Raw genomic sequence first — 26,219 nt, 5'->3', positions numbered from 1 at the left:
GCCGTCGTGCGGCCCCGCAATATCAGGCGATTGCGCAGCTGGCTGGGTGTGCCGCTCGAATGCCCACCCTGCGCGGTTGCAGCAGTGCGTATAGATCTTTTGGGTTCTCCAGGGTCGGTACCAGCTCGATGTCCTGCCCGATGTCCAGAGCTTGGGCGCAATCCAGTACGTAACGCAGGGCCGCGTAATCCTCCAGGGCAAAGCCGACCGAGTCGAACAGTGTCACCTGACGGTCATGTTCGCGGCCAGGCACCTGGCCCGTCACCACTTTCCAGAATTCGGTGACGGGCAGGTCTGCCGCCGCCTGCTGGATCTCGCCTTCGATCCGGCTCTGTGGCTCGTACTCGACAATCACCCGCGCCGCTTCGACGATGGCCCGGTGCAACTCAGTCTTGCCCGGGCAGTCACCGCCCACGGCGTTGAGGTGCATGCCCGGTTCGATCATTTCCGGGGTAAGGATGGTGGCGTAGGCTTTGTCGGCAGTCACCGTGGTCACGATGTCGGCGCCGCGCACGGCCTCGGCGACCGAGCCTGCCACGGTCAGCTTCAGGCCGGGACGATCTGCCAGGTTGGCCACCAGCTTGGCGGTGGCGGTCGGGTCGATGTCGTACAGGCGAATCTCGTCGATACCCAACAGTGTTTTGAAGGCAATGGCCTGGAACTCGCTCTGTGCGCCGTTGCCGATCAAGGCCATGCTGCGGCTGTCCTCGCGGGCCAGGTAGCGGGCGGCCAGGGCCGAGGTGGCTGCGGTGCGCAGTGCGGTGGTCAGCGTCATTTCGCTGAGCAGCACCGGGGCGCCAGTGTCGACGCGGCTCAGGGCGCCGAACGCCATCACCGTCAGCAGGCCGTCGCGGGTGTTCTTCGGGTGGCCGTTGACGTGTTTGAAGGCATACAGGTTGTGATCGGAAACCGGCATCAGCTCGATCACTCCGTCCGGCGAGTGATTGGCCAGGCGCGCGCATTTTTCGAAGTCCTGCCAGCGCAGATAGTCCTGGCGAATGTACTCGGCCATTTCCACCAGGCAGGTCGACAGACCTTTGCGATTGACCAGGCGGGCGAGGTCTTGCACATCGATATAGCGGGTCATGGGGTTCTCCGTACAGCGGCGCACCTGAGCGTCGGGTGGGCTCTCAGGGTGGGCTGTAGGTATATTTTCCGACAGGCACTGTGCAAAAGCTGGCTGTGCGCAGGGCGGGGCTCAGCCGCAACAGCTGAAATCAAGCGCCAGGCAGCCGAATCGGCTGTGGGCGGCCCTGGCGCGAAGCTCGCCCAAGGCCTGTGCAGGGAACCTCACTGCGTGTTGAACATTGTCATCGCCAGCTGTCGATACAGGGCGTCTTGGGCGTCGCGACGGGTGCTGAGCAGCAATCGGCCAGCCCGTTCGTACAGCTCGCTTTCGCCGCTGTACCGTCCTGATACCAGGTCGATACGTTGCAAGATGCCTTCAATCCGCCACCTCAAGCCCTGTACTGCGGAGGTCTCCCGCTCCAGGGCTTCGATGAATCTCGGTGGCACGGCCGGTCCGGTGTAGGGCGCGATTGCCGAGGTCGGCTCGGTCAAGTCGGTGTAGTACTCCGAAGCCGCCTGCCACTCCCGGGCCAGTGCCTGGAAGGCCTCAGGGTAAAGCCGTTGCACCCAGGCGCGCCAAAAGGGTTGCTCGCTTGCCCAGCGCGCCAGGAAAGCCCCATCCACCTCGGCCAGTACCGCCTGGGCAAGGTGCTCCAATGTGCCCTCGCTCAGTTGCGCCAGGTAGCCGAAAGCGATCTGCGCCGGTTGATCGGGTAGGCTCAGACGTTCACGCAAGGCGATGCGTGCGACCAGGGCTATTTCGATTTCGTCGGGAGGGAGTTGAGGGTCGGTCAGTCGCTCATCGCTCATGTCATCGTCGGCCAACAGCGCTGGAGCGGCCTGGCGCGCGGCCTCGTCCTCGGCTGCGCTCAAGGCTTGGCGTCGCGCCCGGCGGGCGTTGTACAGGGCGCCGACCCGTTCATCGAGACATGCTTGGCGTGCCAGGCTGGTGACCACGGAGACAGCGACAGCCTCGTCCGATGCTCCGGTGTGGGAAGTGGCTACGCAGCGCCACACCGCGACTTGCGTTTCCACTCGCTGGAACAGCAGGCTGGCCTGATCCACGCAGGCCTCGGCGGCATCGTTGATCTCGGCGGTGACTTGTTCGAGCAATTGCGCGCGTCCCCAGCCAGTTTCCCCATCGACAAGATCTTCGGCGGTCAGGGTGCTCAGCACATGGACGATTCGCTCGCGGGTGAGGGTTGGGTTTGACTGATAGTCCGGTGTTTGGACCATGCGCTCGACCAGGCGATACAGCGCGGACCAGGCGGGGTCTTCGGCATGGGCTTGACGGTGCGCGTCGAGTTCGGCGGGAAGCTCGAGGGCCCAGGGTTCTTCTTCCAGGACGTCGAGGTCAGGGATGGCTTGGAGCCCGGCATTGACCAGCCTGAGCTGGGCCTGTTCGTCGAAGGGGTTGTCGTCGAAGTCATAGTAGGTGCCTTCCTCGCCACTGCGAATGGCTTCGGCGAAGGCTGTGTCGCGCAGTTCGGGCGCGTCAACCAGGCGGTTGCCGCTAAGGTCTAGCGAACGCAGCACCAGGGGGCGCTGATCCATCAAGCCGACGAGTCCCACGGGCCACTGCGTGATCTCGACGCGGTCGAGGTCGAGGGTGTGCAGTCGCTGCCACCCGGTCACGTCAGGCGCGAGGCGCAGCGGGTTCTCGCCCAGGCGCAACGACTGCAGGTGATTCAGGCGTGCCAGCGCGGTGCGGCTTTCCGGGGTCAGGGTGATTTCGTTCGACCCCAGGCTCAGCTCGGTCAATGCAGGCCAACCTTGCAGGGCATCGAAGTGTTCGGCCTGCAGCACCAGATTGTTGAGGTCTGCCTGTAACGAGTACAGGTGCTGCAACTGACCGAGCCGTTCCAGGGCCTGGGTGGGCAAGTCTTCTAGCGCGTCGGTGAGGTTCAGGCGTTGCAGGCGAGGAAGGTGCGCCAGAACGTCGAGGTTGCGAGGCGTGTCCAGAAGCAGGAAGTTTTCCGACAGGTCCAGGGACTCCAGCTGAGTCATCTGGGTCAAGGGTTCAGGCAGCCAGCGCAGCAGATTGCTGGAAAGATCCAGATGGCGTACGCCAGGAAACGCCTGCAGGAATCCATCCAGATTGGCAGCTTCACCGGCGCGTGAACCGACCACGATCAGCCAATTCACGTGCGTCAGGCGTACCGGCAAGGTTGGCAGAGAGCCCAGGTGTTGCGCCTCGAGCACCAATTCGACCTGATCGACTTGCGGGCTTTCCCGTCGCCATGCCTGGCGTATGCGACAGGCCGCCTCGGTGCGAGCGATGCGGCGCTGTTCGATGGCGCCCACCATAAGCCCTTCTGCGTCATTGACCCAGGTGTCGAGCGTAGTGCCAAGGCGTTGGTACTCTGTTCGCAAGCCTTCGAGCAGCCTGGTGAACGCGCCGGGTGCGTCTCCGGCCGCCTGGCGCAGGCGATAACGCAACCATTCGCGATCGCCTGGCTCGCGGCTGGGAAACAGCATGTCGAACAACGCGTCGTCATTCGCCCAGCCTTGGCCGCGGCCGCTGAGTGGATAGCCTATGCGTCCTGTTTCCAGAAGGCGCGTGGGTAATTGGTAGAGCTTGCGTACCGGAGCCATGCCCAGCAGGCGGGCAGCATTGTCGCGGTCGGCGGCGGCTTTTTCGAACAATGCATCGCGTAATGGCAGGGGGTCGTGTATCTGCAGGTTCAGCGCTGTCCGCTCGCTGTCCGGCAAGGCATCGAGCAGGGCTTGGTAAAGGGTCCTGTGACCGGACAATGATTCTGCGTGCTCGTCATAGGGTTGGTAGCTTTGTTCATGGCGCACCAGGGTCTTGACCGGTCGACCGCGCGGGCCGGCAGCGTTGATAAGCCGGCCGTGCAGACTGCCTTCGCGCAACTCGATACGTACCGCGTTGCTCCAGCCAGGTAACTGCTCCAGGCAACCCAAGGCCAGGGCATCGCGATCCTGCCAGGGGCCGCTGTCCTGGTAAAAACGCAGCAAGGCCCGGTTGATGCGAGCTTCGCGCAGGTACAGGCGAGCTGTCTGTGCAATGGCGATAGGCAGGCGGCCACTGCGTTGCAGATGGTCCAGGTCGCGGTTGCTGGCTTTGGCAAGGATCTCGGACTTGGCCCTGAGACTCAGGGAAGGAAAATCGCGTCCGAGGACGACCATGCCGGTGTTTGTCGGCCCAGGTGTTGCGGCATCCGTTGCGCCAAGTGCCTGCAGGTTGTCGAGCAGCAGGGCTGGGGCGGCTTCCTGATCGACCACCACGCGGCGCACGGCTGCATCGCTGAAACTGCTGCTGCGCAGGGCCCGTAGCAGGGTTTCGTCACTCACCGCGACGCCACTGTTGCCGATTCGGCGCATGAGCCTGGCGGTGGTCCAAGCCAGAGGCTGCTCGTGTTCGAGCAGCCAAGGACTGTGGCCGTTGCCCAACAGGCGAGGCTGATACTGGTGGCCTCTGGCGGTTGCGAGACGCCAGCCATGGGCTGCTGTTTTTTCGAGCGGAAGGTGGTTGCCTTCCAGGGTGAGCCAGGGACGGCCCTGATGATGATGCAAGCCTTTGGTTGCCGGAGCGCCTGGTGGCCAGGGCGCTTCTCGGCTGAAAGGCAGCAGGTCTGCATGCCAGAGGCGTTGGCCAGAGGGGCCTGGAATGCGTGTCCAGTTCTCCAGCGGGCCAGTCAGACCGATTGCCGCATGAGCGGCGCCCAGTACGGCAATCTGCACCAGATTGTCGAACACATCGAACAGATGGCCGATGGCCGCATCGGTTTCTCCCTCGTTGAGTGCATGCACGCCTTCGAGAAACGCGTTCACGATCTGCGCGCCGCCGACCACCAGCATCAACTCGCCCAGCGCCGGCACGAACAAGCTCGCCACATTCAGTGCGGTCAGGCCCACGCCCAGCCAGCCCAGCAGGCGTGCCTGCCCGATCGCAGCGTCGAAACGCGCCGTGGGTACGACCAGCGTCACGGCATCGGTCAAGGCGACCTGCACCTGGCTGCTGGCTCGCTGTTCGAAACAGTCACCTGTCCAGGGCGTGAAGGTCAGCGTCAGGCGGGCATTCTTGTCGAGGGTCTCCTGCCATACGTCGTGGGGGGAGGGGAACAGCCGTTTGATCCAACTTACCGACTCGCCTTTTTCCAGCACAGGTGGCGTTGGGTAGAGCAGTGCGTAGGGGTAACGAGGGTAGAGTCTTTGCCGCAGTCGGGCAGCGAAGGCGGGTTGTTGCGCGTGGCTGACGAAGCGGTTGAAGAACAGTCGGAAGTCCTCCTGCCATAAACGGTGGGTAAGCGCTGTGCCGGCAGCCTGCAGGGAGGGGTACTGGCGTACTGCGCCCGAGGGGTCTGCGGGCAAGTAGAGCAGGCAGGGCTCTTGCTCGTCGCGTGGCTCCAGTCGCACCAGCAAAGGCCCGCTCAGGGGGACGCCGAGAACGCTCAGGTAGCCACATTGAAGGCGTCTTGTACCGGTCAGTGAGCGCACTTCGTGCGAGCCTGCGAGCGCGGCTTCGCCCAAGGATTCTCCGCGGCTGTCGATCCGTCCTTGCAGGCGAGCGTAGGTCAGTTCCGCCGCGAAGGCTGCGTGGTCCTGCCCGCGAAGCAGGGCGCGAAAGTCATCCGTGTCGATGTGTTGCTGCAGGTGGTTCAGGTAGCGTTGGCCAAGGTCAAGATTGCGCACGCCTTTGACGAACAGCGTGGTGTCTACGGCCATGGGCTCGAGGGCGTCTTCGGAGGCATAAAGGCGGATGGGCGTGTCGTCGGCCATGTTCTGCATGGCGGCTTCCAGCCAGGACATCATGCGTCGATGAGCGGGCGTGCGGTCGGTCAGCACGGCCGTATCGGGTGAAGGGAGCGGTATGTCCGGATACCAGCGGGCGAGGGCTTCGTTGAGCAAGGGGCGACAGAAGGCTTCCACCGATTCGAGGGGAGTCATGGCCTCGTGCAGTTTTCTCGTGGCCTTGTGGCTGTGCTGCACGCGCTTGCGCAGGATCTGGCGTTGCTGTTTGGTGGCCTCGGTCAGCCAGTCGGGCAGGCGCTGCTGAATCAGCGCCAGGTGGTGAGGTTGCAAGGTCTGCATGGGCTGCTCCTGATGGGGGGGGAGCAGTGAGGCTAATGGCGATGCGGCGAATGCCTTGCGTACAGTGTTAGCACCAGGGGCCGGGTTTGGCGCGGTAGGGCTCGCCAACGAAAACGGCACCCTCTGGGTGCCGTTTCACGTCGTGCGCCACGTGTGCTTACTTGTGCAGTTCTTCCGCTGCGTACAGCGTGTTCTCCAGCAGGCACGCCCGGGTCATCGGCCCGACACCGCCTGGTACCGGGGTGATCCAGCCTGCGCGGGGCAGGGCGGTCTCGTAGACCACGTCGCCGACCAGCTTGCCGTCGTCCTGGCGGTTGATGCCGACGTCGATGACGATGGCGCCTTCCTTGATCCACTCGCCCTTGACCAGGCCCGGCTTACCGGCGGCCACTACCACCAGGTCGGCACGGCCAACGTGGCCGGCGAGGTCCTTGGTGAAGCGGTGGCAGACGGTGACGGTGCAACCGGCCAGCAGCAGTTCCATGGCCATGGGGCGGCCGACGATGTTGGAGGCACCGACGATCACCGCGTTCATGCCGTAAAGGTCCTGGCCGGTGCTGTGCAGCAAGGTCATGATGCCTTTGGGCGTGCATGGGCGCAGCAGCGGGATACGCTGGGCCAGGCGGCCGATATTGTAGGGGTGGAAACCATCGACATCCTTGTCCGGGCGGATCCGCTCAAGCAGCAAGGAGGCGTCAAGGTGTGCGGGCAGCGGCAGTTGCAACAGGATGCCGTCGACGGCCGGGTCGTCATTGAGGCGGTCGATCAGGTCGGTCAGGGCTTGCTGCGTGGTTTCGCTGGGCAAGTCGAAGGCCTGCGAAATGAAGCCGACCTCTTCGCAGTCCTTGCGCTTGTGCGAGACATAGACTTGGGAAGCGGGGTCGGTGCCGACCAGGATCACCGCCAGGCCTGGAGTGCGCAGGCCTTGCTGGCGACGCTCCACGACACGTTGAGCGATCTGCTGGCGCAGGTTGGCGGCGATCGCCTTGCCGTCGATTAGGTGTGCAGTCATAGACGCGTGATTAACCATCGAGAAAGGAACATTAAAGAGGGCGCATTCTCGCACGACATGGCCAAAGGGCAAAGGCGGGTGGTCGGGCAAATCCCCTAACCCCTTAAATAATTTAAATTTTTTAGAAAAAGGTGTTGACGGTATTCCCGCTCGTCTATAAGATTCGCCGCACTTGTCGGGTACGACCTAGCACGGGTTGGCAAGGTCGGGCAGAATGAGTGGTTTGTTGGCTCGTTCGGTCAGGCACACTGCTTATGCGCCCGTAGCTCAGCTGGATAGAGCATCCGCCTTCTAAGCGGATGGTCGCAGGTTCGAGTCCTGCCGGGTGCGCCATTAGGCTGCTTGGGCGAGCAAGTAAGGCTGTATAGCGATATGGTGGGCGTAGCTCAGTTGGTAGAGCGCTGGATTGTGATTCCAGTTGTCGTGGGTTCGATTCCCATCGTCCACCCCATATTCTTCAGAGGCGCCTTGATTGCATGATCTGGCGCCTTTGTTTTAAGCGCTACGCGGACGTGGTGAAATTGGTAGACACACTGGATTTAGGTTCCAGCGGCGCAAGCTGTAAGAGTTCGAGTCTCTTCGTCCGCACCATGCTTCTGTAAGGTTGTAACACGGTTGTAATGTAGTACCGCAAGACCGCAATATGGTGGGCGTAGCTCAGTTGGTAGAGCGCTGGATTGTGATTCCAGTTGTCGTGGGTTCGATTCCCATCGTCCACCCCATATTCTTTAAGGGCGCCTTGATCGAATGGTCGGGCGCCTTTATGTTATCTGCTGTATGCGGACGTGGTGAAATTGGTAGACACACTGGATTTAGGTTCCAGCGGCGCAAGCTGTAAGAGTTCGAGTCTCTTCGTCCGCACCATCTTTTGCATTGAAAAGCCGCTTATTGCGGCTTTTGTGCCTTTTGGGGCGTGTCTTGAGTTGTTGGCTGGTGCGGGTATCGAGCGCCGCCCACGCGGCGCATCGCGAGCAAGGCTCGCTCCTGCGTCTGTTTCGGGCCGGTACCGCCAGTGACAGACGCGCGCGACCGCCTTGTTTGACGACGCGATATCGCGTCGAGTGCCGAAGCGTTTGAGCGCAAATCTCGCAGGAATGATTGGCCCGAAACGAACGTAGGAGCGAGCCTTGCTCGCGATGCGCCGTGCGAATTGCTGGATTCCCTCCCCCCTTGCAATCCTCTGGTGGCGCCCCAATAAAAGCTGTTAGATTTCAGCCGGTTGAAACACCGGACCATCTGGCCGGCAGAGGAGCAACCCAATGATTGCAAAAGAAGCCCGTCAGGCCCTGGCGCTGCAGCGCTTCGCCGAAGCCAATCCGCAGCTGCTCGAAGAGATTTGCGAGCTCGATGCCCGTGAGCAAGCCCAGCAGATCGAATGGGCCTTCGAGGATGCCGCCGAGGAGCAGGGTATCGAGCCCTGGGAGCTGGCGCTGCAGTTGATCGCCGAAAGCCCTGAGCAACTGCAGGCGATGCGCCTGGAGACCCATCGCGAAGTGGCCGAGGCGCTGGGGATGGAGTGGGAAGAGTACTGCCAGTTCAACGAGATCGACCCTGAGTAAACAGTGTCGCTTGCCCTGGCAGTTGTTTGACAAGGTATTTCGGTTGTGTGCCGCCCAAGGCGTCGCGCAGCCTCCTTATATAGAAGGGCCCGGCGGTGCGCCGTGCGGGCCTTGCAAGTTAATCGACCGGCGTGGTTTTCCGTCGTCCCGGGTGGGGTGACTTCTGGTGCGCGACTCACTAGAATGTTTGCCCTTGATTCTGGAGTCGGGCTATCGCCGGCTAACGTCTGTGCAACGAGGAATATCCATGCAAGTTTCTGTTGAAAACACTTCCGCTCTCGAGCGCCGCATGACCATCGCCGTTCCGGCCGAGCGCGTCGAGAACGAAGTCAACAAGCGTCTGCAGCAGACTGCCAAGCGCGCCAAGGTCGCGGGCTTCCGTCCGGGCAAGGTGCCAATGAGCGTGATCCGCCAGCGCTTCGAGGGCGATGCCCGTCAGGAAGTCTTCGGTGACCTGGTCCAGGCTTCCTTCTACGAGGCGGTTGTCGAGCAGAAGCTGAACCCGGCTGGTGCTCCGTCCGTTGAGCCGAAGTCCTTCGAGAAGGGCAAGGACCTGGAATTCGTCGCTGTCTTCGAAGTCTTCCCAGAGTTCACCGTTGCGGGCCTGGAGTCGATCAAGGTCGAGCGCCTGAGCGCCGAAGTGGCTGACGCTGACCTGGACAACATGCTGGAAGTGCTGCGCAAGCAGAACGTGCGCTTCGAAGCCGTCGAGCGCGCCGCCGAGAAAGACGATCAGGTCAACATCGACTTCGTCGGCAAGATCGACGGTGAAGCCTTCGCCGGTGGTTCGGCCAAGGGCACTCAGCTGGTGCTGGGCTCCGGCCGCATGATCCCAGGCTTCGAAGATGGCCTGGTAGGCGCCAAGGCTGGCGAAGAGCGCGTTGTCAACGTGACCTTCCCAGAGGACTACCAGAACCTGGACCTGGCTGGCAAAGCCGCCGAGTTCACCATTACCGTCAACGCCGTTGCCGCGCCTCAGCTGCCAGAGCTGAACGAAGAGTTCTTCGCCCAGTTCGGTATCAAGGAATCGACCCTGGAAGGCTTCCGCGCCGAAGTTCGCAAGAACATGGAGCGTGAGCTGCGTCAGGCGATCAAGAGCAAGGTCAAGAACCAGGTCATGGACGGTCTGCTGGCCGCCAACCCGATCGAAGTGCCGAAAGCCCTTCTGGAAAACGAAGTCAACCGCCTGCGCGTCCAGGCTGTTCAGCAGTTCGGTGGCAACATCAAGCCTGAGCAGCTGCCAGCCGAGCTGTTCGAAGAGCAAGCCAAGCGCCGCGTTGTGCTGGGCCTGATCGTCGCCGAAGTGGTCAAGCAGTTCGAGCTGAAGCCGGACGACGTCAAGGTTCGCGAGATGATCGAAGAAATGGCTTCGGCTTACCAAGAGCCTGAGCAGGTCATCGCCTGGTACTACAAAAACGACCAGCAACTGAACGAAGTCCGTTCGGTTGTGCTGGAAGAACAAGTTGTAGATACTGTTCTGCAGAAAGCGACTGTGACCGACAAATCGGTCTCGTACGAAGAAGCGGTAAAACCAGCACAGGCTCCAGCCGCTGAGTAATACGTTTCTCTCGTAGGAAACCCCCACAAGCCAGCCTTCGCGCTGGCTTGTGCGTATTCAAGCCATGACTATTTGGGAGTGAGCGCAGGACATGTCCCGCAATTCTTATATTCAGCAGAGCTCTGACATCCAGGCCGCAGGCGGTCTGGTCCCGATGGTTATCGAGCAGTCCGCCCGTGGCGAACGTGCCTATGACATTTACTCGCGCCTGTTGAAGGAGCGAGTGATCTTCCTGGTTGGCCCTGTAGAGGACTACATGGCGAACCTGGTGGTGGCGCAACTGCTGTTCCTTGAAGCGGAAAACCCGGACAAGGATATCCATCTGTACATCAACTCGCCGGGCGGCTCCGTGACTGCTGGCATGTCGATCTACGACACCATGCAGTTCATCAAGCCGGACGTCTCGACCATTTGCATCGGCCAGGCCTGCAGCATGGGCGCCTTCCTTCTGGCGGCCGGTGCCAAGGGCAAGCGTCACTGCCTGCCGAACTCGCGTGTGATGATCCACCAGCCGCTGGGCGGCTTCCAGGGTCAGGCCACCGATATCGAGATCCACGCCCAGGAAATCCTCAACATCAAGGCGCGCCTGAACGAGCTGCTGGCCTACCACACTGGCCAGGACCTGGAGACCATCAAGCGCGACACCGAGCGTGACAACTTCATGAGCGCCTCGCGCGCGGCCGAGTACGGCCTGATCGACTCGGTATACGACAAGCGGCAACTGGCCTCCTGAACCCAGGTGCCAGAGCAGGTAGGTGCCGAAAGCGCCTACCTGCGGACTTGAAAAAGCCCGCAATTGCCTTCATCTTGTGTTGCAAGCCTACCGGATTGGATCGATCGAATGACTGACACCCGTAACGGCGAGGACAGCGGCAAATTGCTCTATTGCTCCTTCTGCGGCAAAAGCCAGCACGAAGTGCGCAAATTGATTGCCGGGCCCTCGGTATTTATCTGCGACGAGTGCGTCGACCTGTGCAACGACATCATCCGTGAGGAGGTGCAGGAAGCCCAGGCCGAAAGCAGCGCGCACAAATTGCCTTCGCCGAAAGAAATCAGCGGCATCCTGGACCAGTACGTAATTGGTCAGGAGCGCGCCAAGAAGGTGCTGTCCGTAGCGGTGTACAACCACTACAAGCGCCTGAACCAACGTGACAAGAAGGGTGACGAGGTCGAACTCGGCAAGAGCAACATCCTGCTCATCGGGCCAACCGGCTCGGGCAAGACCCTGCTCGCCGAAACCTTGGCACGTCTGTTGAACGTACCGTTCACCATCGCTGACGCCACGACCCTGACCGAAGCCGGTTATGTGGGCGAGGACGTCGAGAACATCATTCAGAAGCTGTTGCAAAAGTGCGACTACGACGTGGAGAAGGCCCAGATGGGTATTGTCTACATCGACGAAATCGACAAGATTTCACGTAAGTCGGACAACCCGTCGATTACCCGCGATGTATCGGGTGAGGGCGTGCAGCAAGCGCTGTTGAAACTGATCGAAGGCACCGTCGCCTCCGTACCGCCGCAAGGGGGCCGCAAGCACCCGCAACAGGAATTCCTGCAGGTTGATACCCGCAACATCCTGTTCATTTGTGGTGGCGCCTTCTCGGGCCTGGAAAAGGTCATCCAGAACCGCTCCACCAAAGGTGGCATCGGTTTCGGCGCGGAAGTGCGCAGCAAGGAAGAAGGCAAGAAGGTCGGTGAGTCGCTGCGTGAGGTCGAGCCGGACGATCTGGTGAAGTTTGGCCTGATCCCCGAGTTCGTTGGCCGTCTGCCAGTGCTGGCGACGCTCGACGAGTTGGACGAGGCTGCACTGATGCAGATCCTCACCGAGCCGAAGAACGCCCTCACCAAGCAATATGCCAAGCTGTTCGAGATGGAAAGCGTGGACCTCGAGTTCCGCAGCGACGCCCTCAAGGCCGTCGCCCGCAAGGCCCTGGAGCGCAAGACTGGCGCCCGTGGCCTGCGTTCGATCCTCGAAGGCGTGCTGCTCGACACCATGTACGAGATTCCTTCGCAGAAGGATGTCAGCAAGGTGGTGATCGACGAGAGCGTCATCGAAGGCACTTCGCAGCCGCTGCTGATCTACGAAAACAGTGAGCCGCAAGCCAAGGCCGCACCTGACCTCTGAGTCGGGCGATGGCAACAAGCAAGAAGGGGCCTACGGGCCCCTTTCTGCTTTTCCTTCTCCAGCGCTTGTAATTTGCCAAGCCTGCCCCCACATTAGGTCCAAGCATAATTTCCACCGGTTTCCGGCCATAAGGCCGCTGTAGAGGCGAAATCATGAAGACCACCCTCGACTTGCCTCTTTTGCCATTGCGCGATGTCGTTGTTTACCCGCACATGGTTATCCCGCTGTTCGTGGGGCGCGAAAAGTCTATCGAAGCCCTCGAGGCCGCGATGACGGGCGAAAAGCAGATTCTCCTGCTTGCCCAGAAGAACCCAGCCGATGACGATCCGGGCGAAGACGCCCTGTATCGTGTCGGTACCGTTGCCACCGTGCTGCAACTGCTGAAATTGCCTGATGGCACCGTGAAGGTGTTGGTCGAGGGCGAACAGCGCGGCGCGGTCGAGCGTTTCACCGAAGTTGAAGGGCACATCCGTGCCGAAGTGTCCCTGATCGACGAAGTCGACGCCGCCGAGCGCGAGTCGGAAGTCTTCGTGCGTACCCTGCTGTCGCAGTTCGAGCAGTACGTCCAACTGGGTAAGAAAGTCCCCGCCGAGGTGCTGTCGTCGCTCAACAGCATCGAAGAGCCGGGCCGCCTGGTCGATACCATGGCTGCCCACATGGCGCTGAAGATCGAGCAGAAGCAGGAAATCCTTGAGATCGTCGACCTGCCGGCCCGTGTCGAGCATGTGTTGGCGCTGCTGGATGCGGAAATCGACCTGCTGCAGGTGGAAAAACGCATCCGCGGTCGGGTCAAAAAGCAAATGGAGCGCAGCCAGCGCGAGTACTACCTGAATGAGCAGATGAAGGCCATTCAGAAGGAGCTCGGTGACGGCGACGAAGGCCACAATGAAGTCGAAGAGCTGAAGAAGCGCATCGAAGCCGCCGGCCTGCCCAAGGACGCACTGGCCAAGGCCCAGGCCGAGTTGAACAAGCTCAAGCAGATGTCGCCGATGTCGGCCGAGGCCACGGTGGTCCGCTCCTACCTCGACTGGCTGGTGCAGGTGCCGTGGAAGGCCCAGAGCAAAGTGCGCCTGGACCTGGCCAAGGCCGAGGAAATTCTCGATGCCGACCACTATGGCCTGGAAGAGGTCAAGGAGCGCATTCTCGAGTACCTCGCCGTACAGAAGCGCGTAAAGAAAATTCGCGGCCCGGTGCTGTGCCTGGTCGGTCCGCCTGGCGTCGGCAAGACCTCGCTGGCCGAGTCGATCGCTGCCGCCACCAACCGCAAGTTCGTGCGCATGGCCCTCGGTGGCGTGCGTGACGAAGCCGAGATCCGGGGTCACCGTCGTACCTACATCGGTTCGATGCCGGGTCGTCTGATCCAGAAAATGACCAAGGTGGGTGTGCGCAACCCGCTGTTCCTGCTCGACGAAATCGACAAGATGGGCAGCGACATGCGTGGCGACCCGGCTTCGGCGCTGCTGGAAGTGCTGGATCCGGAGCAGAACCACAACTTCAACGACCACTACCTGGAGGTCGATTACGACCTCTCGGACGTGATGTTCCTCTGCACCTCGAACTCGATGAACATCCCGCCGGCGCTGCTCGACCGCATGGAAGTCATCCGTCTGCCGGGCTACACCGAGGACGAGAAGATCAACATCGCGGTCAAGTACCTGACCCCGAAGCAGGTCAAGGCCAACGGTTTGAAGAAGGAAGAGCTCGAGATCGACGTCTCGGCCATCCGCGACATCATTCGCTACTACACCCGCGAAGCCGGTGTGCGTGGCCTTGAGCGGCAGATCGCCAAGGTATGCCGCAAGGTGGTCAAGGAACATACCGGGCAGAAGCAGGTCAAGGTCAAGGTTACCAGCGAGCAGCTCGAGCACCTGCTTGGCGTGCGCAAGTTCCGCTATGGCCTGGCCGAGCAGCAAGACCAGATCGGCCAGGTTACCGGCCTTGCCTGGACCCAAGTGGGCGGCGAATTGCTGACCATCGAGGCCGTGGTGATTCCGGGCAAGGGCCAGTTGATCAAGACCGGCTCGCTGGGCGATGTCATGGTCGAGTCGATCACGGCCGCGCAGACCGTGGTTCGCAGCCGTGCCCGAAGCCTGGGCATTGCCGCCGATTTCCACGAGAAGCACGACGTGCACATCCACATGCCAGAGGGGGCAACGCCCAAAGACGGGCCGAGCGCGGGTATCGGCATGTGCACTGCGCTGGTGTCGGCACTGACCCAGATTCCGGTGCGCGCCGATGTTGCCATGACCGGTGAGATCACCCTGCGTGGCCAGGTTCTGGCTATCGGCGGCTTGAAGGAAAAACTGCTGGCGGCACACCGTGGCGGGATCAAGACGGTGATCATTCCGGAGGAGAATGTTCGCGATCTGAAGGAGATTCCGGAAAATATCAAACAGGATCTTCAGATCAAACCCGTCAAATGGATTGACGAAGTCCTGCAAATTGCGCTGCAATACGCCCCGGAGCCCTTGCCAGATGTGGCTCCGGAGATAGTCGCGAAAGATGAAAAGCGCGACGGCGATGCTAAGGAAAGAATCAGCACGCACTAGTAGTTTTTAGCTGGGGGGCTTTCCTTGACAGTTTTTTCGGGGCCTTGCTATAAAGCGGCACGCTATTGTCAACAAGCCGCCCAGCGCACGTTTCATAAGCTTTTCATTACATACTTAGAAACAAACTCAATAGAGAATAAGGGGACTTAGAGTGAACAAGTCGGAACTGATTGACGCTATCGCCGCATCTGCTGACATCCCGAAAGCTGTAGCCGGCCGTGCGCTGGACGCAGTCATCGAATCCGTCACCGGCGCCCTGAAGCAAGGTGACGATGTGGTACTGGTTGGCTTCGGTACCTTCTCGGTCAAGGAGCGCGCCGAGCGCACCGGCCGCAACCCACAGACCGGCAAGGCTATCAAGATCGCTGCCGCCAAGGTTCCAGGCTTCAAGGCTGGTAAAGGCCTGAAAGACGCCGTCAACTAAGTCGTCTCTTTCAGCCGGTCCTGGCTTGGCCAGGTCCGACCGCGTGGCGGTGGGGCGCAAACGTTCCCGCCGAGCACGCCCGCTTTGAGAAGGCGCATCCACCGGATGCGCCTTTCTTCATATCAGGACTCTACCCACGCTCCGCGGTTGTCGACGCAGTGGTACAACCGTTTCTGGGGGACGCATGCTGCAAAATATCAGGGACAATTCACAAGGTTGGATTGCCAAGACCATCATCGGCCTCATCGTCGTGCTGATGGCGTTGACCGGGTTCGAGGCCATTTTTCAGGCCGCCACTCATTCGCAGGACGCCGCCAAGGTGAACGGCCAGACCATCAGCCAGAACGAGCTGAGCCAGGCCGCGGACATGCAGCGTCGTCAGCTGATGCAACAGCTGGGCAAGGATTTCGACCCTGCGCTGCTGGATGACAAGATGCTGCGCGACGCCGCGCTCAACGGGCTCATCGAACGCAAACTGCTGCTGCAGGGAGCCGAGGACGCCAAGTTTGCCTTATCCGAGGCAGCGCTGGATCAAGTGATCCTGCAAAGACCGGAATTCCAGGTCGACGGCAAGTTCAATGCCGACCGTTTCGACCAGGTCATCCGCCAGATGGGCTATGGCCGCATGCAGTTCCGCGACATGCTCGCCGAAGAAATGCTCATCGGCCAACTGCGTACCGGCCTTGCCGGCAGCAGCTTCGTCACTGACAAGCAGGTGGAGGCATTCGCTCGCCTGGAAAACCAGACCCGTGACTTCGCTTCCCTGACCTTCAAGGCCAACCCGGCTGTGGTCAAGGTCAGCGACGAAGAGGTCAAGGCGCATTATGACGAGCATGCCAAGGAGTTCATGTCGCCGGACCAGGTGGTCATCGACTACATCGAGTTGAAGAAGTCGGTGTTCTTCGACCAGGTCAAAGTGACCGATGACGAGCTCAAGGCCCAGTACGAGAAAGAAATCGCCAACCTGGCCGAACAGCGCCATGCCGCTCACATCCTGATCGAAGTCAACGACAAGGTCAGCGATGCCCAGGCCAAGGCCCGCATCGAGGAAGTCGAGCAGCGTCTGGCCAAGGGTGAGGATTTCGCCGCCCTGGCCAAGGAGTTCTCCCAGGACCCTGGCTCGGCCAACAGCGGTGGTGATCTCGGTTTCGCTGGCCCGGGCGTCTATGACCCCGCCTTCGAGGATGCGCTGTACAAGCTCAAGGACGGTCAGGTATCGGCTCCGGTGCGCACCGAGTTCGGCTACCACCTGATCAAGCTGCTGGGCGTGCAGGCGCCGGAAGTACCGAGCTTTGCCAGCCTCAAGGACAAGTTGACTCGCGACCTGAAGCTGCCGCTGGTCGAGCAGCGTTACGTCGATGCCGCCAAGCAGTTGCAGGATGCCGCTTACGAGGCGTCCGACCTGGTTCAGCCGGCCCAGGACCTGAACCTGAAGGTGCAGACTTCGGCACCGTTCGGTCGTGAAGGCGGCGAAGGTATCACTGCCAACCGTGCGGTGATCCAGGCGGCATTCTCCGAAGAAGTGCTTGAGGAGGCTGCCAACAGCACCGCCATCGAGCTCGACCCGGAGACCACCGTGGTGCTGCGCGTCAAGGAGCACCGCAAGCCTGAGCAACTGCCGCTGGAGGCCGTGGCCAAGAACATCAGGGAGCACCTGGCCAAAGAGAAGGCTACCGCCGAGCTCAAGGCCAAAGCCGACAAGCTGATTGCAGGTCTGCGCGATGGTTCCATCGCCGCGGGTGCTGCATACGAAGGGCAGGGGTGGACTGCACACGAAGCCGTTACCCGTGGCCAGGACGGTATCGACCCGGCCGAGTTGCAGGCGCTGTTCCGTCTGGCCAAGCCGCAAGCCAAGGACAAACCGGTGTTCGGCAGTGTGGTGCTCAATGACGGCAGCCTGGTAGTGCTGCAACTCAAGGGCGTGAACGAAGGCGCCGCCGCTAGCGACGAGGAGAAGCTGCAGATCCGCAGCTACCTCGCTTCGCGGGCCGGTCAGCAGGACTTCGCGGCCTACCGCAAGCAGCTGGAAGCCAAAGCGGACATCACTCGTTACTGAGTGGTTGCTGCAAACCGAAACAGGCCGCTCATGCGGCCTGTTTCGTTTCTGCGGCTTGGGTTGGCCTCATCACCGGCAAGCCGCTACCGCGGGGTAAGGGGGCGGAGGTCTAACGCTTCTCACCCTCGTAGTTATCGAGGGTATCCCGGGCAATCTCACGCCCCAGTGCGATCAGCTCAGGCGCCTTGTAGAACTCAAAGAACCGGCATACACGTTTGGGCACGTTGATCAGCACATCCGGCGGGTACCCTGCGATCTTGTACTGCGCCAGCGAGGTTTGCATCACTTCGAAGCTCTGGTTGATCAGGTCTAGCAGTGACGCCGGACCGACGTTGTCGATGATGAACGAGCCGGTGGCTGACTTGGGGGCACCTTCGCGCTCCGGAGCTGCCGCAGGCTGCTGAGCTTCGGGGTCGGCGACGTCGGCGAGCCAGGGGTTGGGGGGCGCGAGCCCCTCGGCGACGATCTCCTGTTCGATACGTATCAACTCTTCTGCGGGCTTGCGCCGGAACGGCAAGCGCGACCCCAGCGAGGTCAGCAGCGCGTCGAAGCGCATCTTGAAGGCTGCCGGGCGCTCGATGACAGGCAACTGATACTGTTTCTGGTTGGTGGCGTTGAGATTGACCGCGATGATCAGATCGCAGTGGCTGGATACCACCGGCACGATTGGCAGCGGGTTGAGGATGCCGCCGTCGACCAGCATGCGATTGCCCTGCATCACGGGCGTGAACAGGCTCGGAATGGCCGCCGAAGCACGCATGGCCTGGTGCAGGCAGCCCTCCTGGAACCAGATTTCCTGCTGGTTGGTGAGGTCGGTGGCCACCGCCGTGTAGGGTATGCGCAACTGTTCGATGTTGATTTCGCCGACGATCTTGCGAATCTGGCCAAACACCTTGTCGCCGCGAATGGCGCCAAGGCGGAAGCTGACATCCACCAGGCGCAGCACATCCAGGTAATCGAGGCTTTCGATCCAGTTGCGGTAGTCGTCGAGCTTGCCGGCGGCGTAGATGCCACCAATCACCGCGCCCATGGAGCAACCGGCAATGCAGGCGATATCATAACCGCGCCGTTCGATTTCCTCGATCACGCCAATGTGGGCGTAGCCCCGAGCCCCACCCGATCCCAACACCAGCGCTACACGTTTGTTCATGATCGTTCCCCGGCTTGTGCAACCATTGTCCAACAATGCACGCTTTGATGCCTGTGCTTCAATGTAGACCGCGCTGGACTACTCTAAGCAAGGCATATCGAGCAGGGCACTTTTCAGCGGACCGTGCGTCGAACAGCCACACTTATTTTCTTTTGAGGTAACACTGATGAAAGCCTGGATCTGCCTTCCTCTGATTGCCCTGGCCCTTGCTGGCTGTGCGGGCAAGACGGCCTACCGTGACAGCTGTGCGACCCAGTTGGATGCCGCCTGGAAGGAGCTCGACCTGGCCAAGGCCGAAGGCTTTGCCGGTACCGTCAGTTACTCCAAGGCGCTGTCGCTGTTGACCGGGGCCAAGACCCAGCAACAGTTCGAAGGCTTCGAAGGGTGTACCCGCAAAGCCGAGAAGGCACGCTTCTATATCCGTGAGTCCCGCGCCGGGCGCTGACCGGGGAGCGTCATATGTCCACCACCATGCTCGATCATGTCGTTGCCCAGATCCTGAACCTGCAGGTGCGACTGTTGGCGAGTCGCGAGCGTCTGGCTGCCGATACCGACAGCGAGGCGCTGCATGATCTGCGCACCAGCCTACGGCGCTTGCGTAGCCTGTTGCGGCCGTTGCGCGGGTTGCCTGGGGTGGAGCAACTGGAAGATGCCGCCAGGGCGTTGGGTAGCCTGACCACGCCATTGCGAGACCGTGAGGTGCTGGGTACAGAGCTGGTTCGCCGTGGCATCGTCCAGGCGGGGAAGCGGCGTCTGGAAGGGCGGGGCAATACCTTCGCCAGCGTGGCGAACAGCGCGCAACTAGGCCGGGTGCTGGCCATTCTCGATGCGTTTCCCTTGTTCCTGCGTGCGGCTGATCGCGAGGGGCTGACCAAGTCGCTCGACAGGCGCATCGACAAGCGTCTGGACAAGCAATGGCGCAAATTGCGCAAGGCGCTGGCCGACCCTGCCCATGACCGGCATCGCTTGCGTTTGCTGATCAAGCGAGCCCGTTATGGTGATGAAGCCTATCCGCAACTGGGGCATACGGGGAAGAAACTGCGGCGTCTGCTCAAGCGTGCGCAGGGTGACCTGGGCGACTGGCATGATCGGCTGCAATGGCTGATACAGGCTCGCGAGCAGGCGGACCTAGCCTCCTGCGGTGCGGACTGGGAGCAGGAGTTGCATGAGGCCGAGCGTCAGTCCGATGTCACCTTGGATGCCCTGCAGGCGGCGCTTGAGCACAGATAGCCCTGCAAATGACCGAAATGCGGGCTGATGGCTCGTGGCAGGGCCTTTAGTATGGCCTCATATGCCTGCCCGAGGAGCCTTGCCCCGTGAACTTCGATCAATTGCTCAATGCTGTAGGAGCGCAATCCGAACCCATCAGCATCCCACCTGAGTGGGCCCAGGGCCGCGCTGTGTTCGGTGGCCTCATGGCGGCCATGGTCTACAAGGCCATGAGCTTGAAACTGCCTGACGATCGGCCGGTGCGTTCGCTGGCCATCAGCTTCGTTGCCCCGGCTGCCCCCGATGTACCGATACGCTTCGAGGCCGAGGTGCTGCGCGAGGGCAAGGCGGTTAGCACGCTGCTGGGCCGAGCCGTGCAAGGTGGTCAGGTCGTCACCCTGATCCAAGGCAATTTTGGTGCGGGGCGGCCTTCGGTGGTCGACGTGCCAGCACAGCCTGCGATCCCCATGAAGGCGCTCGAAGCGTCTGCCCCGGAGCTTCCCTATATCAAAGGAGTCACCCCGGAGTTCATGCGCCATGTGGCCCTGCGCTGGGCGATCGGTGGTCTACCGTTCAGCGGCAATGCATCACGGCAGATGGGGGGCTGGGTGCGACTGCGCGATGTTGCACAGGCGCAGGTCAACGTAGCTCACCTGCTCGCCCTGGTCGATGCCTGGCCGCCCAGCCTGATGCCCTTCCTGAAACAGCCGGCGGCGGGCAGTACCCTGACCTGGACCATCGAGTTCATCCAGCCGACGCCGAAACTGTCGACCTTGGACTGGTGCCGCTATTGCGTCGAAACCGAACATGCCCGCGATGGCTACGGACACGCGGCGGCAGCCCTGTGGACGGCCGACGGTGAGTTGCTGGCGCTGAGCCGGCAAACGGTCACGGTATTCGCCTAGCGGGTGCGAAGCAGGACGCCCACAGGAGGGAGGAGCTTCAACGCCGATGTTTGTGTCGCTCTCGCCAGGCACGCCACCAGGCGCCGCTGAGCACGAACCGCGGAAAGGTGATGAACTGCTCGGTCAGCAGGCGTTTTACGGCATCCTTGCGGTTGGCGAAGGGTTCCGGTTGCTCGGCTTCCAGGCGATGGCCTTGGCGCTGCATGCCAAGGCCTGCGATCAGGGCGATGACACCGACTGCGATCTGGCCCAAGTCCAGCGCGACGATACCCGATAGCACCAGTAGCGCGCCCAGGATGAACAGCGGCACCGCGATCAGGTGGAGCACCAGGTTGGTGGGGTGGCGGTGGTTGTGATGGTAGCCGCGCCATTGCCAGGCGGGCAGATTGGGCAGACGTTTGCTCATGGGCATTTCCTCTCGGTCATGCCCAAAGCTTAGTGCCGCCGAGGATCGGCAGCCAATCGACGCTGGCTATGGTGACTATAGCTTGAGTTGGCCAATAGCCTTGTTCAGTTCCCCGGCCAAGGTCGCCAGTTCGCTGCTGGTGGTGGCCGAGCCGACGGTCTGCTGCACGGTTTCTTCGGTCACGTCGCGAATGCTCACCACCGCGCGATTCATCTCTTCGGCGACTTGGCTTTGCTGCTCCGCGGCCACGGCGATCTGGGTATTGCTCTCGCGCATCTGCGCCACGGCGTCAGTGATCTCTGCCAGGGCGATGCCGGCTTCCTGCGCTTGCTTGACGCAGTCGTCAGCCTTGTACGAGCTCTCTTGCATGAACTCGACGGCATCGCGGGTGCCGGACTGCAGCGCCGCGACCATGGTGGTGATTTCGTCGGTGGAGGTTTGTACGCGCTTGGCCAGGTTGCGCACCTCGTCGGCGACCACGGCGAAACCGCGGCCCAGGTCGCCGGCGCGGGCGGCCTCGATAGCGGCGTTGAGTGCCAGCAGGTTGGTCTGTTCGGCAATGCTGTGAATGACGCTGACCACACCGTTGATCTTCTGGCTGTCATCAGCGAGCTGGCGGATCATTTCGGCGGTTTGTTGCACGCCGCTGGACAGCCCGGAGATCGAATCCTGAACCCGGTTGACGACATCCTTGCCGCTCCCGGCCAAGGTATCAGCGGTCTGCGAAAGGTCGCGGGTGGCGCCGGCGTGCTGGGCGATGTGATGCACGGTGGCCGACATCTCGTTGATGGCCGTGGCGGCCTGGTCGGTTTCGCTCTGTTGGCCAAGCATGCCGTGGCGCACCTCGTTCATGCTCGCTGCCAGGCGCGCAGCGCCGGAGTCCAGTTGCGCGGCGGTACGTGCCACGGTGCTGACCACGCGGTGATAGGTCGACTGCATGGCATTGAAGGCACCGGCCATCTGGCCGACTTCATCGCCACAGGCCAAGGGGACCCGCGCCGACAAGTCGCCGGTTTTCTCCACGTGCAGCATGACGTCCTTGAGGGTGTTGAGTTGGCTCAGCAGGAAGCGAATCAACAGTTGCGACGCGCAGAGCATCGCCAGCATCAGGATCAGCACGCACACTGCATAGTTGGTGAAACGGTCAAGGAACACCTGGCGCAGGCTCGGCGAAGCGGCCAGCACCGCAACCTGCTGGTTGCCATGGCGCAGTACTTGGGCGCCACGTAGCGGGTTGTCGCCGAGGATCCAGGCGGCGGGTAACTCGACCCAGCCCTGGGCATCGCGCAGGCCTTCCACGGGTTCGCCGGCATAGGTTGGAGTTTGCCCGGACTGCCAGGTGATGACATTGGCCTGCACGGGCAGGGCTTGCCCGGTTGGCCAGGCAGCCAGTAGCGCTGCCTGGGCGGATGCCTGGCCCTGCGCGGCTTCCGCCCGGGCGCGTTGCTCCAGGTGCACGGCGTACAGCACCAGTAGCAGGGTCGTGACGAAGGCCACCGCGTTGACGGCCCAGAACTTGTACTTCAGGGAAACATTGCTAATCCAGGCACCCATGGGCAGGTCTTCTCTGAGTTGAGCGGGAACATTGTTGGCAAGGTGCCATCATTGTGCCCGGGCAAGCCAGCGCCTGTGTTGATATGCGTCAACGGAGCCCGAAGAAGGCCCGTGCCGTTGCCGTGGTGTGGGCGGCGGTGTGCTCCAGCGATTCGCCACGATGCAAGGCCACCTCGCGCAATACTTCGGGCAGGAACGCTGGCTCGTTGCGTCCATTCTTCGGTTTTGGCCGTAGGCTGCGCGGCAGCAGATAGGGCGCATCGCTCTCCAGCATCAGCCGGCCTTCGGGGATGTTCCCAATCAGAGGGTGCAGGTGGGTTCCCCGGCGTTCATCGCAGATCCAGCCGGTCATTCCGATATGCAGGTCGAGGTCCAGGTAGCTGAACAGCGCCGCGCGCTCGCCTGTGAAGCAGTGCACCACAGCGGCAGGCAGGTGGTCGCGGAAGTCCTTGAGCACCGCCAGCAGGCGTTCGCTGGCGTCGCGCTCGTGCAGGAACACCGGCAGGCGCAATTCGGCGGCGAGCGCCAGCTGGGCTTCCAGGGCTTTTTCCTGCAGCGGGCGAGGGGAGAAGTCGCGGTTGAAATCCAGCCCGCATTCGCCGACTGCACGCACCCTTGGTTCGTTCAGCAGTTGGCGCAACTGGCGTTCGCTGTCGGCATCCCAGGATGTGGCGTCATGGGGGTGCACACCGGCGGTGGCGAACAGGTGGCGGGCGTCTGCATCGAGCTGCTGACACAGGGCCAGGGCCTGTTCGCTGATTTCCAGGCTGGTGCCCGTCAGGACCATCTGCGCCACACCGGCCTCGATGGCGCGTTCGACAATGGCCGCCTGTTGATCATGAAAGCTGCTGTTGGTCAGGTTGACGCCGATATCGATCAGTTGCATGGTGCTACCTCGTGCCGCGGGGCGGCCAGCATAGCAAAAAGCGCGATATTCGGAAAAAAGCCAAGAACTTCAGGCTGTTGCCGTGGTCTTCTGCCGCCGTTTATTACGAGCTGCCTGTGCCACATGGATGCCGCCTCCCGACCTCGGACACGTTCTAGCATGCTGCGATACCTGCTCATCTTGCTGCTGACGCTTGGGCTGCTCACGACCGGCCAGGCCCAGCCGCGTCTGCCTGGCCCTCAGCAGAGCGTGCCGCCTGCCAATGTCCGTGATCTGGAACACGTCCGCGCCAGTAAAGTGTTGCGGGTCTTGGTCAACCAGAGTCGCAACAGCTCGGGCGAGGTCAAGGGCGAGCCGGTTGGCCTGGAGTATTATCGCCTGCGTGCGCTCGAGCATTACCTCAACGCCCGCGCGGGTGACGGCCAGCAGATTCAGCTCAAGCTGATCCCCAGGGCCAAGGAGCAATTGCTGGGTGCACTGCAGCGTGGCGAAGGAGACCTGGCCGCGCCGGGCGAGTTGCTCGACCCCTCCATGGTGCGCGGCGTCGACACCAGCGCTCCGGTGCTGGACCTGGTGCCGCTGGTGCTGGTGGGGCGCAAGGGCGAACGCAGCTTCAGCCGGGTCGAGCAACTGTCGGGTCGCACCGTGGCATTGACCAGTGCCAGCGCCGCCGGCCCGGTGATCGAACAGCTCAACCAGCAGTTGGCGTTGCGCAAGCGGCCGCCGATCAAGGTGGAGTGGGTCGATGCGACCCTGGCGATCGAAGACGTGCTGGAGATGGTCCAGGCCGGCATCTACCACCTGACCCTGGTCGAGCGGCCCATTGCGCAGCGCTGGGCCAAGGTGATGCCGCGGCTTCGTCTCGACACCCGGGTGCAAGTGGGCAGGCCGCAGGCCATACGGTGGTATGTCCGGCGCGATGCACCGCAGCTGTTGACCACCGTCGACCGTTTCCTGCAGGTCTACCGTGCACCGGACAACCAGGATGCGGCATTCGAACGCATCTATCGACGCCAGTACCGTGTGCACGACCCGTTGGCCAAGAAGGACCGCCAGCGGTTGGCCTCGCTGCGCCCGGTGTTGCAGAAGCACGGCCAGGCCCAGCAGATCGACTGGTTGAACCTGGCCGCGCTGGCGTTCAAGGAGTCCACTCTGAACCCAAGTGCCCGTGGCAGTGGAGGGGCCCACGGGCTGATGCAGATCACACCCTCGGCGGCGCAGCGGGTGGGGGTGAGCAATACCGCGACCGTCGATGGCAACGTCCAGGCCAGTGCCCGCTACCTGGCGATGATTCGCCGCAAGTTTTTCGCCAGTGCGCAGATCAACGAGCGTGAACGCATGGCCTTCGTACTGGCAGCCTACAACCTCGGGCCAGAGCGCGTCCAAGCCATGCGTGCCGAGGCTCGGCGCCGAGGCCTCAACGGTAACCAATGGTTCTTCCAAACCGAGCGCATCGCCATGGAGCAGGTGGGGATGGGGCCGGTCAACTTCGTCAACAGCGTTAATAAATACTTCCTGGCGTTCAATCGCGAGCGTGCGGTGTTGGAGCGAGTGGCCAAGCGTTAAAGTATCGAATATATCGATAGTGGTTAGCGTTATTTTGCGATTTTACTATCCGTTAATTTGATTAAGATGGCGCCCATCCCAACACACACCGCTTACTCAAGGAAGTCTCGAAATGAACACCACCACTCTCAACGCCCTGTTCTCCACCCGTGCCGGCGCAGGTCTTAGCGTCATTCGCATTCTGGTCGGCATCATCTTCATGGCCCACGGCGCGCAGAAACTGTTCGGCCTGTTTGGCGGCTACGGCCTGGAAGGCACTGGCCAATGGATGGAAAGCATCGGTCTGGCACCTGGCTACCTGATGGCCCTGCTCTCGGGGAGCGCAGAGTTCTTCGGCGGCCTGGCATTGGTGATCGGCTTGTTGGCCCGTCCTGCTGCATTGGCACTGACCGTGACCCTGATCGTGGCGATCTTCTCGGTGCACATCGGCAACGGCTTGTTCATGTCCAACAACGGCTACGAGTTCGCCCTGGCGCTGCTGGCCGGTACCGTGGCGGTGCTCATCGAGGGCGCGGGTCGCTTCTCGCTGGACCGTTTGATCGCCCGCTGAAATCGGTCTGCGGCAAGCTGCGATGAAGGTCTACTTGCAGCTTGCCGCTTCTCGCTCTAGGATACCGCCTGCGCCGATTTAAACAGCTACTTGCGGGGCGCGGGATAAGCCCCCTCCGGGTCATCCGAAATACCGCTAAAGCGCTGGTTCGGTGACGCCTCCCACCGCTGCCCAGCGGGATTCGCGAGGCGGAGAGATGCTCCATGAGTTGTCCACGTACCAGTGTCTGCTTGACCCCACTGCCTGCCAACCAGGCGTCCCGTACCCCGCGCATCCTGCTCGGCGGCCAGCATCAGCCCACGCTTTTGCGTCATCTCGAAGGCTTGTCGCGCCGTAAAGGCCAGGCCCGTGCGTTTCTCATCCAGTTCGCCGAATCCTGCTTCGACCTCGAACAGTACGGCAACGACCGCTTCGACCTTGCCGTGATCCAGGCACCCACAGCCCAGGATGCCGGCCAGGTCATCGGCCACCTCACCCGCATTGCACGCCAGGGCCTGATCACCCGCCGCTGACAGCGGTTCAGGCACTGATGGATTGTTGTATGCTTGGCCCCGGACTGTTCGTTGATCAGACGTTGTCGGGGGTCA

20 protein-coding genes and 5 tRNA genes are annotated in these 26,219 nt (G+C 61.8%); 18 read left to right on the top strand and 7 right to left on the bottom strand.

Annotation, left to right across the window (positions count from 1 at the left end; genetic code table 11):
- Positions 1-22: 22 nt before the first annotated feature.
- The 3 genes from C4Q26_RS02905 to folD form a co-directional block, all read right to left on the bottom strand.
- Complete coding sequence (locus C4Q26_RS02905; protein WP_023379630.1) at positions 23-1,087, bottom strand: ornithine cyclodeaminase; 1,065 nt, start codon at positions 1,085-1,087, stop codon at positions 23-25.
- Between the two features lie 203 nt (positions 1,088-1,290).
- A complete protein-coding gene (locus C4Q26_RS02900) occupies positions 1,291-6,123 on the bottom strand; it encodes a dermonecrotic toxin domain-containing protein (RefSeq protein WP_104882694.1) in 4,833 nt (1,610 codons plus the stop codon).
- Positions 6,124-6,280: 157 nt separating this feature from the next.
- The gene (gene folD, locus C4Q26_RS02895; protein ID WP_023379632.1) at positions 6,281-7,135 is read right to left on the bottom strand and encodes a bifunctional methylenetetrahydrofolate dehydrogenase/methenyltetrahydrofolate cyclohydrolase FolD; all 855 of its coding nucleotides are present in this window, start codon (positions 7,133-7,135) and stop codon (positions 6,281-6,283) included.
- A 256-nt stretch (positions 7,136-7,391) separates the two neighbouring features.
- Between folD and C4Q26_RS02890 the strand changes: the two genes are divergently transcribed.
- From C4Q26_RS02890 to C4Q26_RS02835, 12 genes are all read left to right on the top strand, one after another.
- A tRNA-Arg gene (locus tag C4Q26_RS02890) sits at positions 7,392-7,468 on the top strand.
- 42 nt (positions 7,469-7,510) lie between these two features.
- Positions 7,511-7,586 (top strand) — tRNA-His (locus C4Q26_RS02885).
- Positions 7,587-7,641: 55 nt separating this feature from the next.
- A tRNA-Leu gene (locus C4Q26_RS02880) sits at positions 7,642-7,726 on the top strand.
- A gap of 55 nt (positions 7,727-7,781) precedes the next feature.
- Positions 7,782-7,857 (top strand) — tRNA-His (locus tag C4Q26_RS02875).
- 57 nt (positions 7,858-7,914) lie between these two features.
- A tRNA-Leu gene (locus C4Q26_RS02870) sits at positions 7,915-7,999 on the top strand.
- Positions 8,000-8,394: 395 nt separating this feature from the next.
- Positions 8,395-8,694 carry a DUF6388 family protein gene (locus C4Q26_RS02865; RefSeq protein ID WP_027906792.1) on the top strand — a complete coding sequence of 100 codons (300 nt, stop codon included), beginning with the start codon at positions 8,395-8,397 and terminating at the stop codon, positions 8,692-8,694.
- A gap of 247 nt (positions 8,695-8,941) precedes the next feature.
- On the top strand, positions 8,942-10,252 hold the full coding sequence (gene tig / locus C4Q26_RS02860) for a trigger factor (RefSeq protein WP_027906793.1): 1,311 nt from the start codon (positions 8,942-8,944) through the stop codon (positions 10,250-10,252).
- 91 nt (positions 10,253-10,343) lie between these two features.
- Entirely contained in the window at positions 10,344-10,985 is a 642-nt protein-coding gene (gene clpP, locus C4Q26_RS02855) for an ATP-dependent Clp endopeptidase proteolytic subunit ClpP (protein ID WP_003259400.1), read from the top strand.
- 108 nt (positions 10,986-11,093) lie between these two features.
- Positions 11,094-12,377, top strand: a complete 1,284-nt coding sequence (gene clpX, locus C4Q26_RS02850; protein ID WP_023379635.1) for an ATP-dependent Clp protease ATP-binding subunit ClpX — start codon at positions 11,094-11,096, stop codon at positions 12,375-12,377.
- A gap of 152 nt (positions 12,378-12,529) precedes the next feature.
- Complete coding sequence (gene lon / locus C4Q26_RS02845) at positions 12,530-14,926, top strand: endopeptidase La (protein WP_023379636.1); 2,397 nt, start codon at positions 12,530-12,532, stop codon at positions 14,924-14,926.
- A gap of 151 nt (positions 14,927-15,077) precedes the next feature.
- Positions 15,078-15,350 (top strand): nucleoid-associated protein HU-beta, encoded by a 273-nt coding sequence (gene hupB, locus C4Q26_RS02840; protein WP_011533117.1) that lies wholly within the window; start codon positions 15,078-15,080, stop codon positions 15,348-15,350.
- Between the two features lie 184 nt (positions 15,351-15,534).
- Positions 15,535-17,406, top strand: a complete 1,872-nt coding sequence (locus C4Q26_RS02835) for a SurA N-terminal domain-containing protein (RefSeq protein WP_027906794.1) — start codon at positions 15,535-15,537, stop codon at positions 17,404-17,406.
- Positions 17,407-17,515: 109 nt separating this feature from the next.
- Here C4Q26_RS02835 and C4Q26_RS02830 read toward each other — a convergent pair whose 3' ends face one another.
- Complete coding sequence (locus C4Q26_RS02830; RefSeq protein ID WP_023379638.1) at positions 17,516-18,556, bottom strand: patatin-like phospholipase family protein; 1,041 nt, start codon at positions 18,554-18,556, stop codon at positions 17,516-17,518.
- Positions 18,557-18,722: 166 nt separating this feature from the next.
- On the opposite strand from C4Q26_RS02830, the gene C4Q26_RS02825 reads away from it, so the two are divergent.
- The 3 genes from C4Q26_RS02825 to C4Q26_RS02815 all read left to right on the top strand — a co-directional run bounded on the left by C4Q26_RS02825 (position 18,723) and on the right by C4Q26_RS02815 (position 20,670).
- On the top strand, positions 18,723-19,001 hold the full coding sequence (locus C4Q26_RS02825; protein WP_023379639.1) for a hypothetical protein: 279 nt from the start codon (positions 18,723-18,725) through the stop codon (positions 18,999-19,001).
- Between the two features lie 14 nt (positions 19,002-19,015).
- Positions 19,016-19,786, top strand: a complete 771-nt coding sequence (locus tag C4Q26_RS02820; protein WP_256583366.1) for a CHAD domain-containing protein — start codon at positions 19,016-19,018, stop codon at positions 19,784-19,786.
- Between the two features lie 86 nt (positions 19,787-19,872).
- Complete coding sequence (locus tag C4Q26_RS02815) at positions 19,873-20,670, top strand: acyl-CoA thioesterase II (protein ID WP_027906796.1); 798 nt, start codon at positions 19,873-19,875, stop codon at positions 20,668-20,670.
- A gap of 37 nt (positions 20,671-20,707) precedes the next feature.
- Here C4Q26_RS02815 and C4Q26_RS02810 read toward each other — a convergent pair whose 3' ends face one another.
- From C4Q26_RS02810 to C4Q26_RS02800, 3 genes are all read right to left on the bottom strand, one after another.
- A complete protein-coding gene (locus tag C4Q26_RS02810; RefSeq protein ID WP_023379643.1) occupies positions 20,708-21,076 on the bottom strand; it encodes an Mpo1-like protein in 369 nt (122 codons plus the stop codon).
- A gap of 75 nt (positions 21,077-21,151) precedes the next feature.
- Complete coding sequence (locus C4Q26_RS02805) at positions 21,152-22,630, bottom strand: methyl-accepting chemotaxis protein (RefSeq protein WP_023379644.1); 1,479 nt, start codon at positions 22,628-22,630, stop codon at positions 21,152-21,154.
- An 88-nt stretch (positions 22,631-22,718) separates the two neighbouring features.
- Positions 22,719-23,516 carry a TatD family hydrolase gene (locus C4Q26_RS02800; protein WP_104882693.1) on the bottom strand — a complete coding sequence of 266 codons (798 nt, stop codon included), beginning with the start codon at positions 23,514-23,516 and terminating at the stop codon, positions 22,719-22,721.
- 159 nt (positions 23,517-23,675) lie between these two features.
- Between C4Q26_RS02800 and C4Q26_RS02795 the strand changes: the two genes are divergently transcribed.
- From C4Q26_RS02795 to C4Q26_RS02785, 3 genes are all read left to right on the top strand, one after another.
- Positions 23,676-25,082: a transglycosylase SLT domain-containing protein gene (locus tag C4Q26_RS02795; protein ID WP_104882692.1), complete on the top strand. Its 1,407-nt coding sequence runs from the start codon at positions 23,676-23,678 to the stop codon at positions 25,080-25,082.
- Between the two features lie 112 nt (positions 25,083-25,194).
- Entirely contained in the window at positions 25,195-25,632 is a 438-nt protein-coding gene (locus tag C4Q26_RS02790; protein ID WP_023379647.1) for a DoxX family protein, read from the top strand.
- Positions 25,633-25,835: 203 nt separating this feature from the next.
- The gene (locus C4Q26_RS02785) at positions 25,836-26,144 is read left to right on the top strand and encodes a hypothetical protein (protein WP_023379649.1); all 309 of its coding nucleotides are present in this window, start codon (positions 25,836-25,838) and stop codon (positions 26,142-26,144) included.
- Positions 26,145-26,219 lie beyond the last annotated feature (75 nt).

The sequence above is a fragment of the Pseudomonas sp. SWI44 genome (assembly GCF_002947915.1).
GTDB lineage: Bacteria > Pseudomonadota > Gammaproteobacteria > Pseudomonadales > Pseudomonadaceae > Aquipseudomonas > Aquipseudomonas taiwanensis.
The sequence above is the reverse complement of the archived record's forward strand: the minus strand, read 5'-3'. Positions and strand labels throughout refer to the sequence as shown.

Bases quoted from the DNA above. Each gene is read 5' to 3' on its own strand.
- C4Q26_RS02800 (WP_104882693.1), bottom strand. From the start codon at position 23,516: ATGCAACTGATCGATATCGGCGTCAACCTGACCAACAGCAGCTTTCAT.
- clpX (WP_023379635.1), top strand. From the start codon at position 11,094: ATGACTGACACCCGTAACGGCGAGGACAGCGGCAAATTGCTCTATTGC.
- C4Q26_RS02825 (WP_023379639.1), top strand. From the start codon at position 18,723: ATGAAAGCCTGGATCTGCCTTCCTCTGATTGCCCTGGCCCTTGCTGGC.
- C4Q26_RS02820 (WP_256583366.1), top strand. From the start codon at position 19,016: ATGTCCACCACCATGCTCGATCATGTCGTTGCCCAGATCCTGAACCTG.
- C4Q26_RS02810 (WP_023379643.1), bottom strand. From the start codon at position 21,076: ATGAGCAAACGTCTGCCCAATCTGCCCGCCTGGCAATGGCGCGGCTAC.
- clpP (WP_003259400.1), top strand. From the start codon at position 10,344: ATGTCCCGCAATTCTTATATTCAGCAGAGCTCTGACATCCAGGCCGCA.
- tig (WP_027906793.1), top strand. From the start codon at position 8,942: ATGCAAGTTTCTGTTGAAAACACTTCCGCTCTCGAGCGCCGCATGACC.
- folD (WP_023379632.1), bottom strand. From the start codon at position 7,135: ATGACTGCACACCTAATCGACGGCAAGGCGATCGCCGCCAACCTGCGC.
- C4Q26_RS02795 (WP_104882692.1), top strand. From the start codon at position 23,676: ATGCTGCGATACCTGCTCATCTTGCTGCTGACGCTTGGGCTGCTCACG.
- C4Q26_RS02835 (WP_027906794.1), top strand. From the start codon at position 15,535: ATGCTGCAAAATATCAGGGACAATTCACAAGGTTGGATTGCCAAGACC.
- lon (WP_023379636.1), top strand. From the start codon at position 12,530: ATGAAGACCACCCTCGACTTGCCTCTTTTGCCATTGCGCGATGTCGTT.
- C4Q26_RS02900 (WP_104882694.1), bottom strand. From the start codon at position 6,123: ATGCAGACCTTGCAACCTCACCACCTGGCGCTGATTCAGCAGCGCCTG.
- C4Q26_RS02830 (WP_023379638.1), bottom strand. From the start codon at position 18,556: ATGAACAAACGTGTAGCGCTGGTGTTGGGATCGGGTGGGGCTCGGGGC.
- C4Q26_RS02905 (WP_023379630.1), bottom strand. From the start codon at position 1,087: ATGACCCGCTATATCGATGTGCAAGACCTCGCCCGCCTGGTCAATCGC.
- C4Q26_RS02785 (WP_023379649.1), top strand. From the start codon at position 25,836: ATGAGTTGTCCACGTACCAGTGTCTGCTTGACCCCACTGCCTGCCAAC.
- C4Q26_RS02805 (WP_023379644.1), bottom strand. From the start codon at position 22,630: ATGGGTGCCTGGATTAGCAATGTTTCCCTGAAGTACAAGTTCTGGGCC.
- C4Q26_RS02790 (WP_023379647.1), top strand. From the start codon at position 25,195: ATGAACACCACCACTCTCAACGCCCTGTTCTCCACCCGTGCCGGCGCA.
- C4Q26_RS02865 (WP_027906792.1), top strand. From the start codon at position 8,395: ATGATTGCAAAAGAAGCCCGTCAGGCCCTGGCGCTGCAGCGCTTCGCC.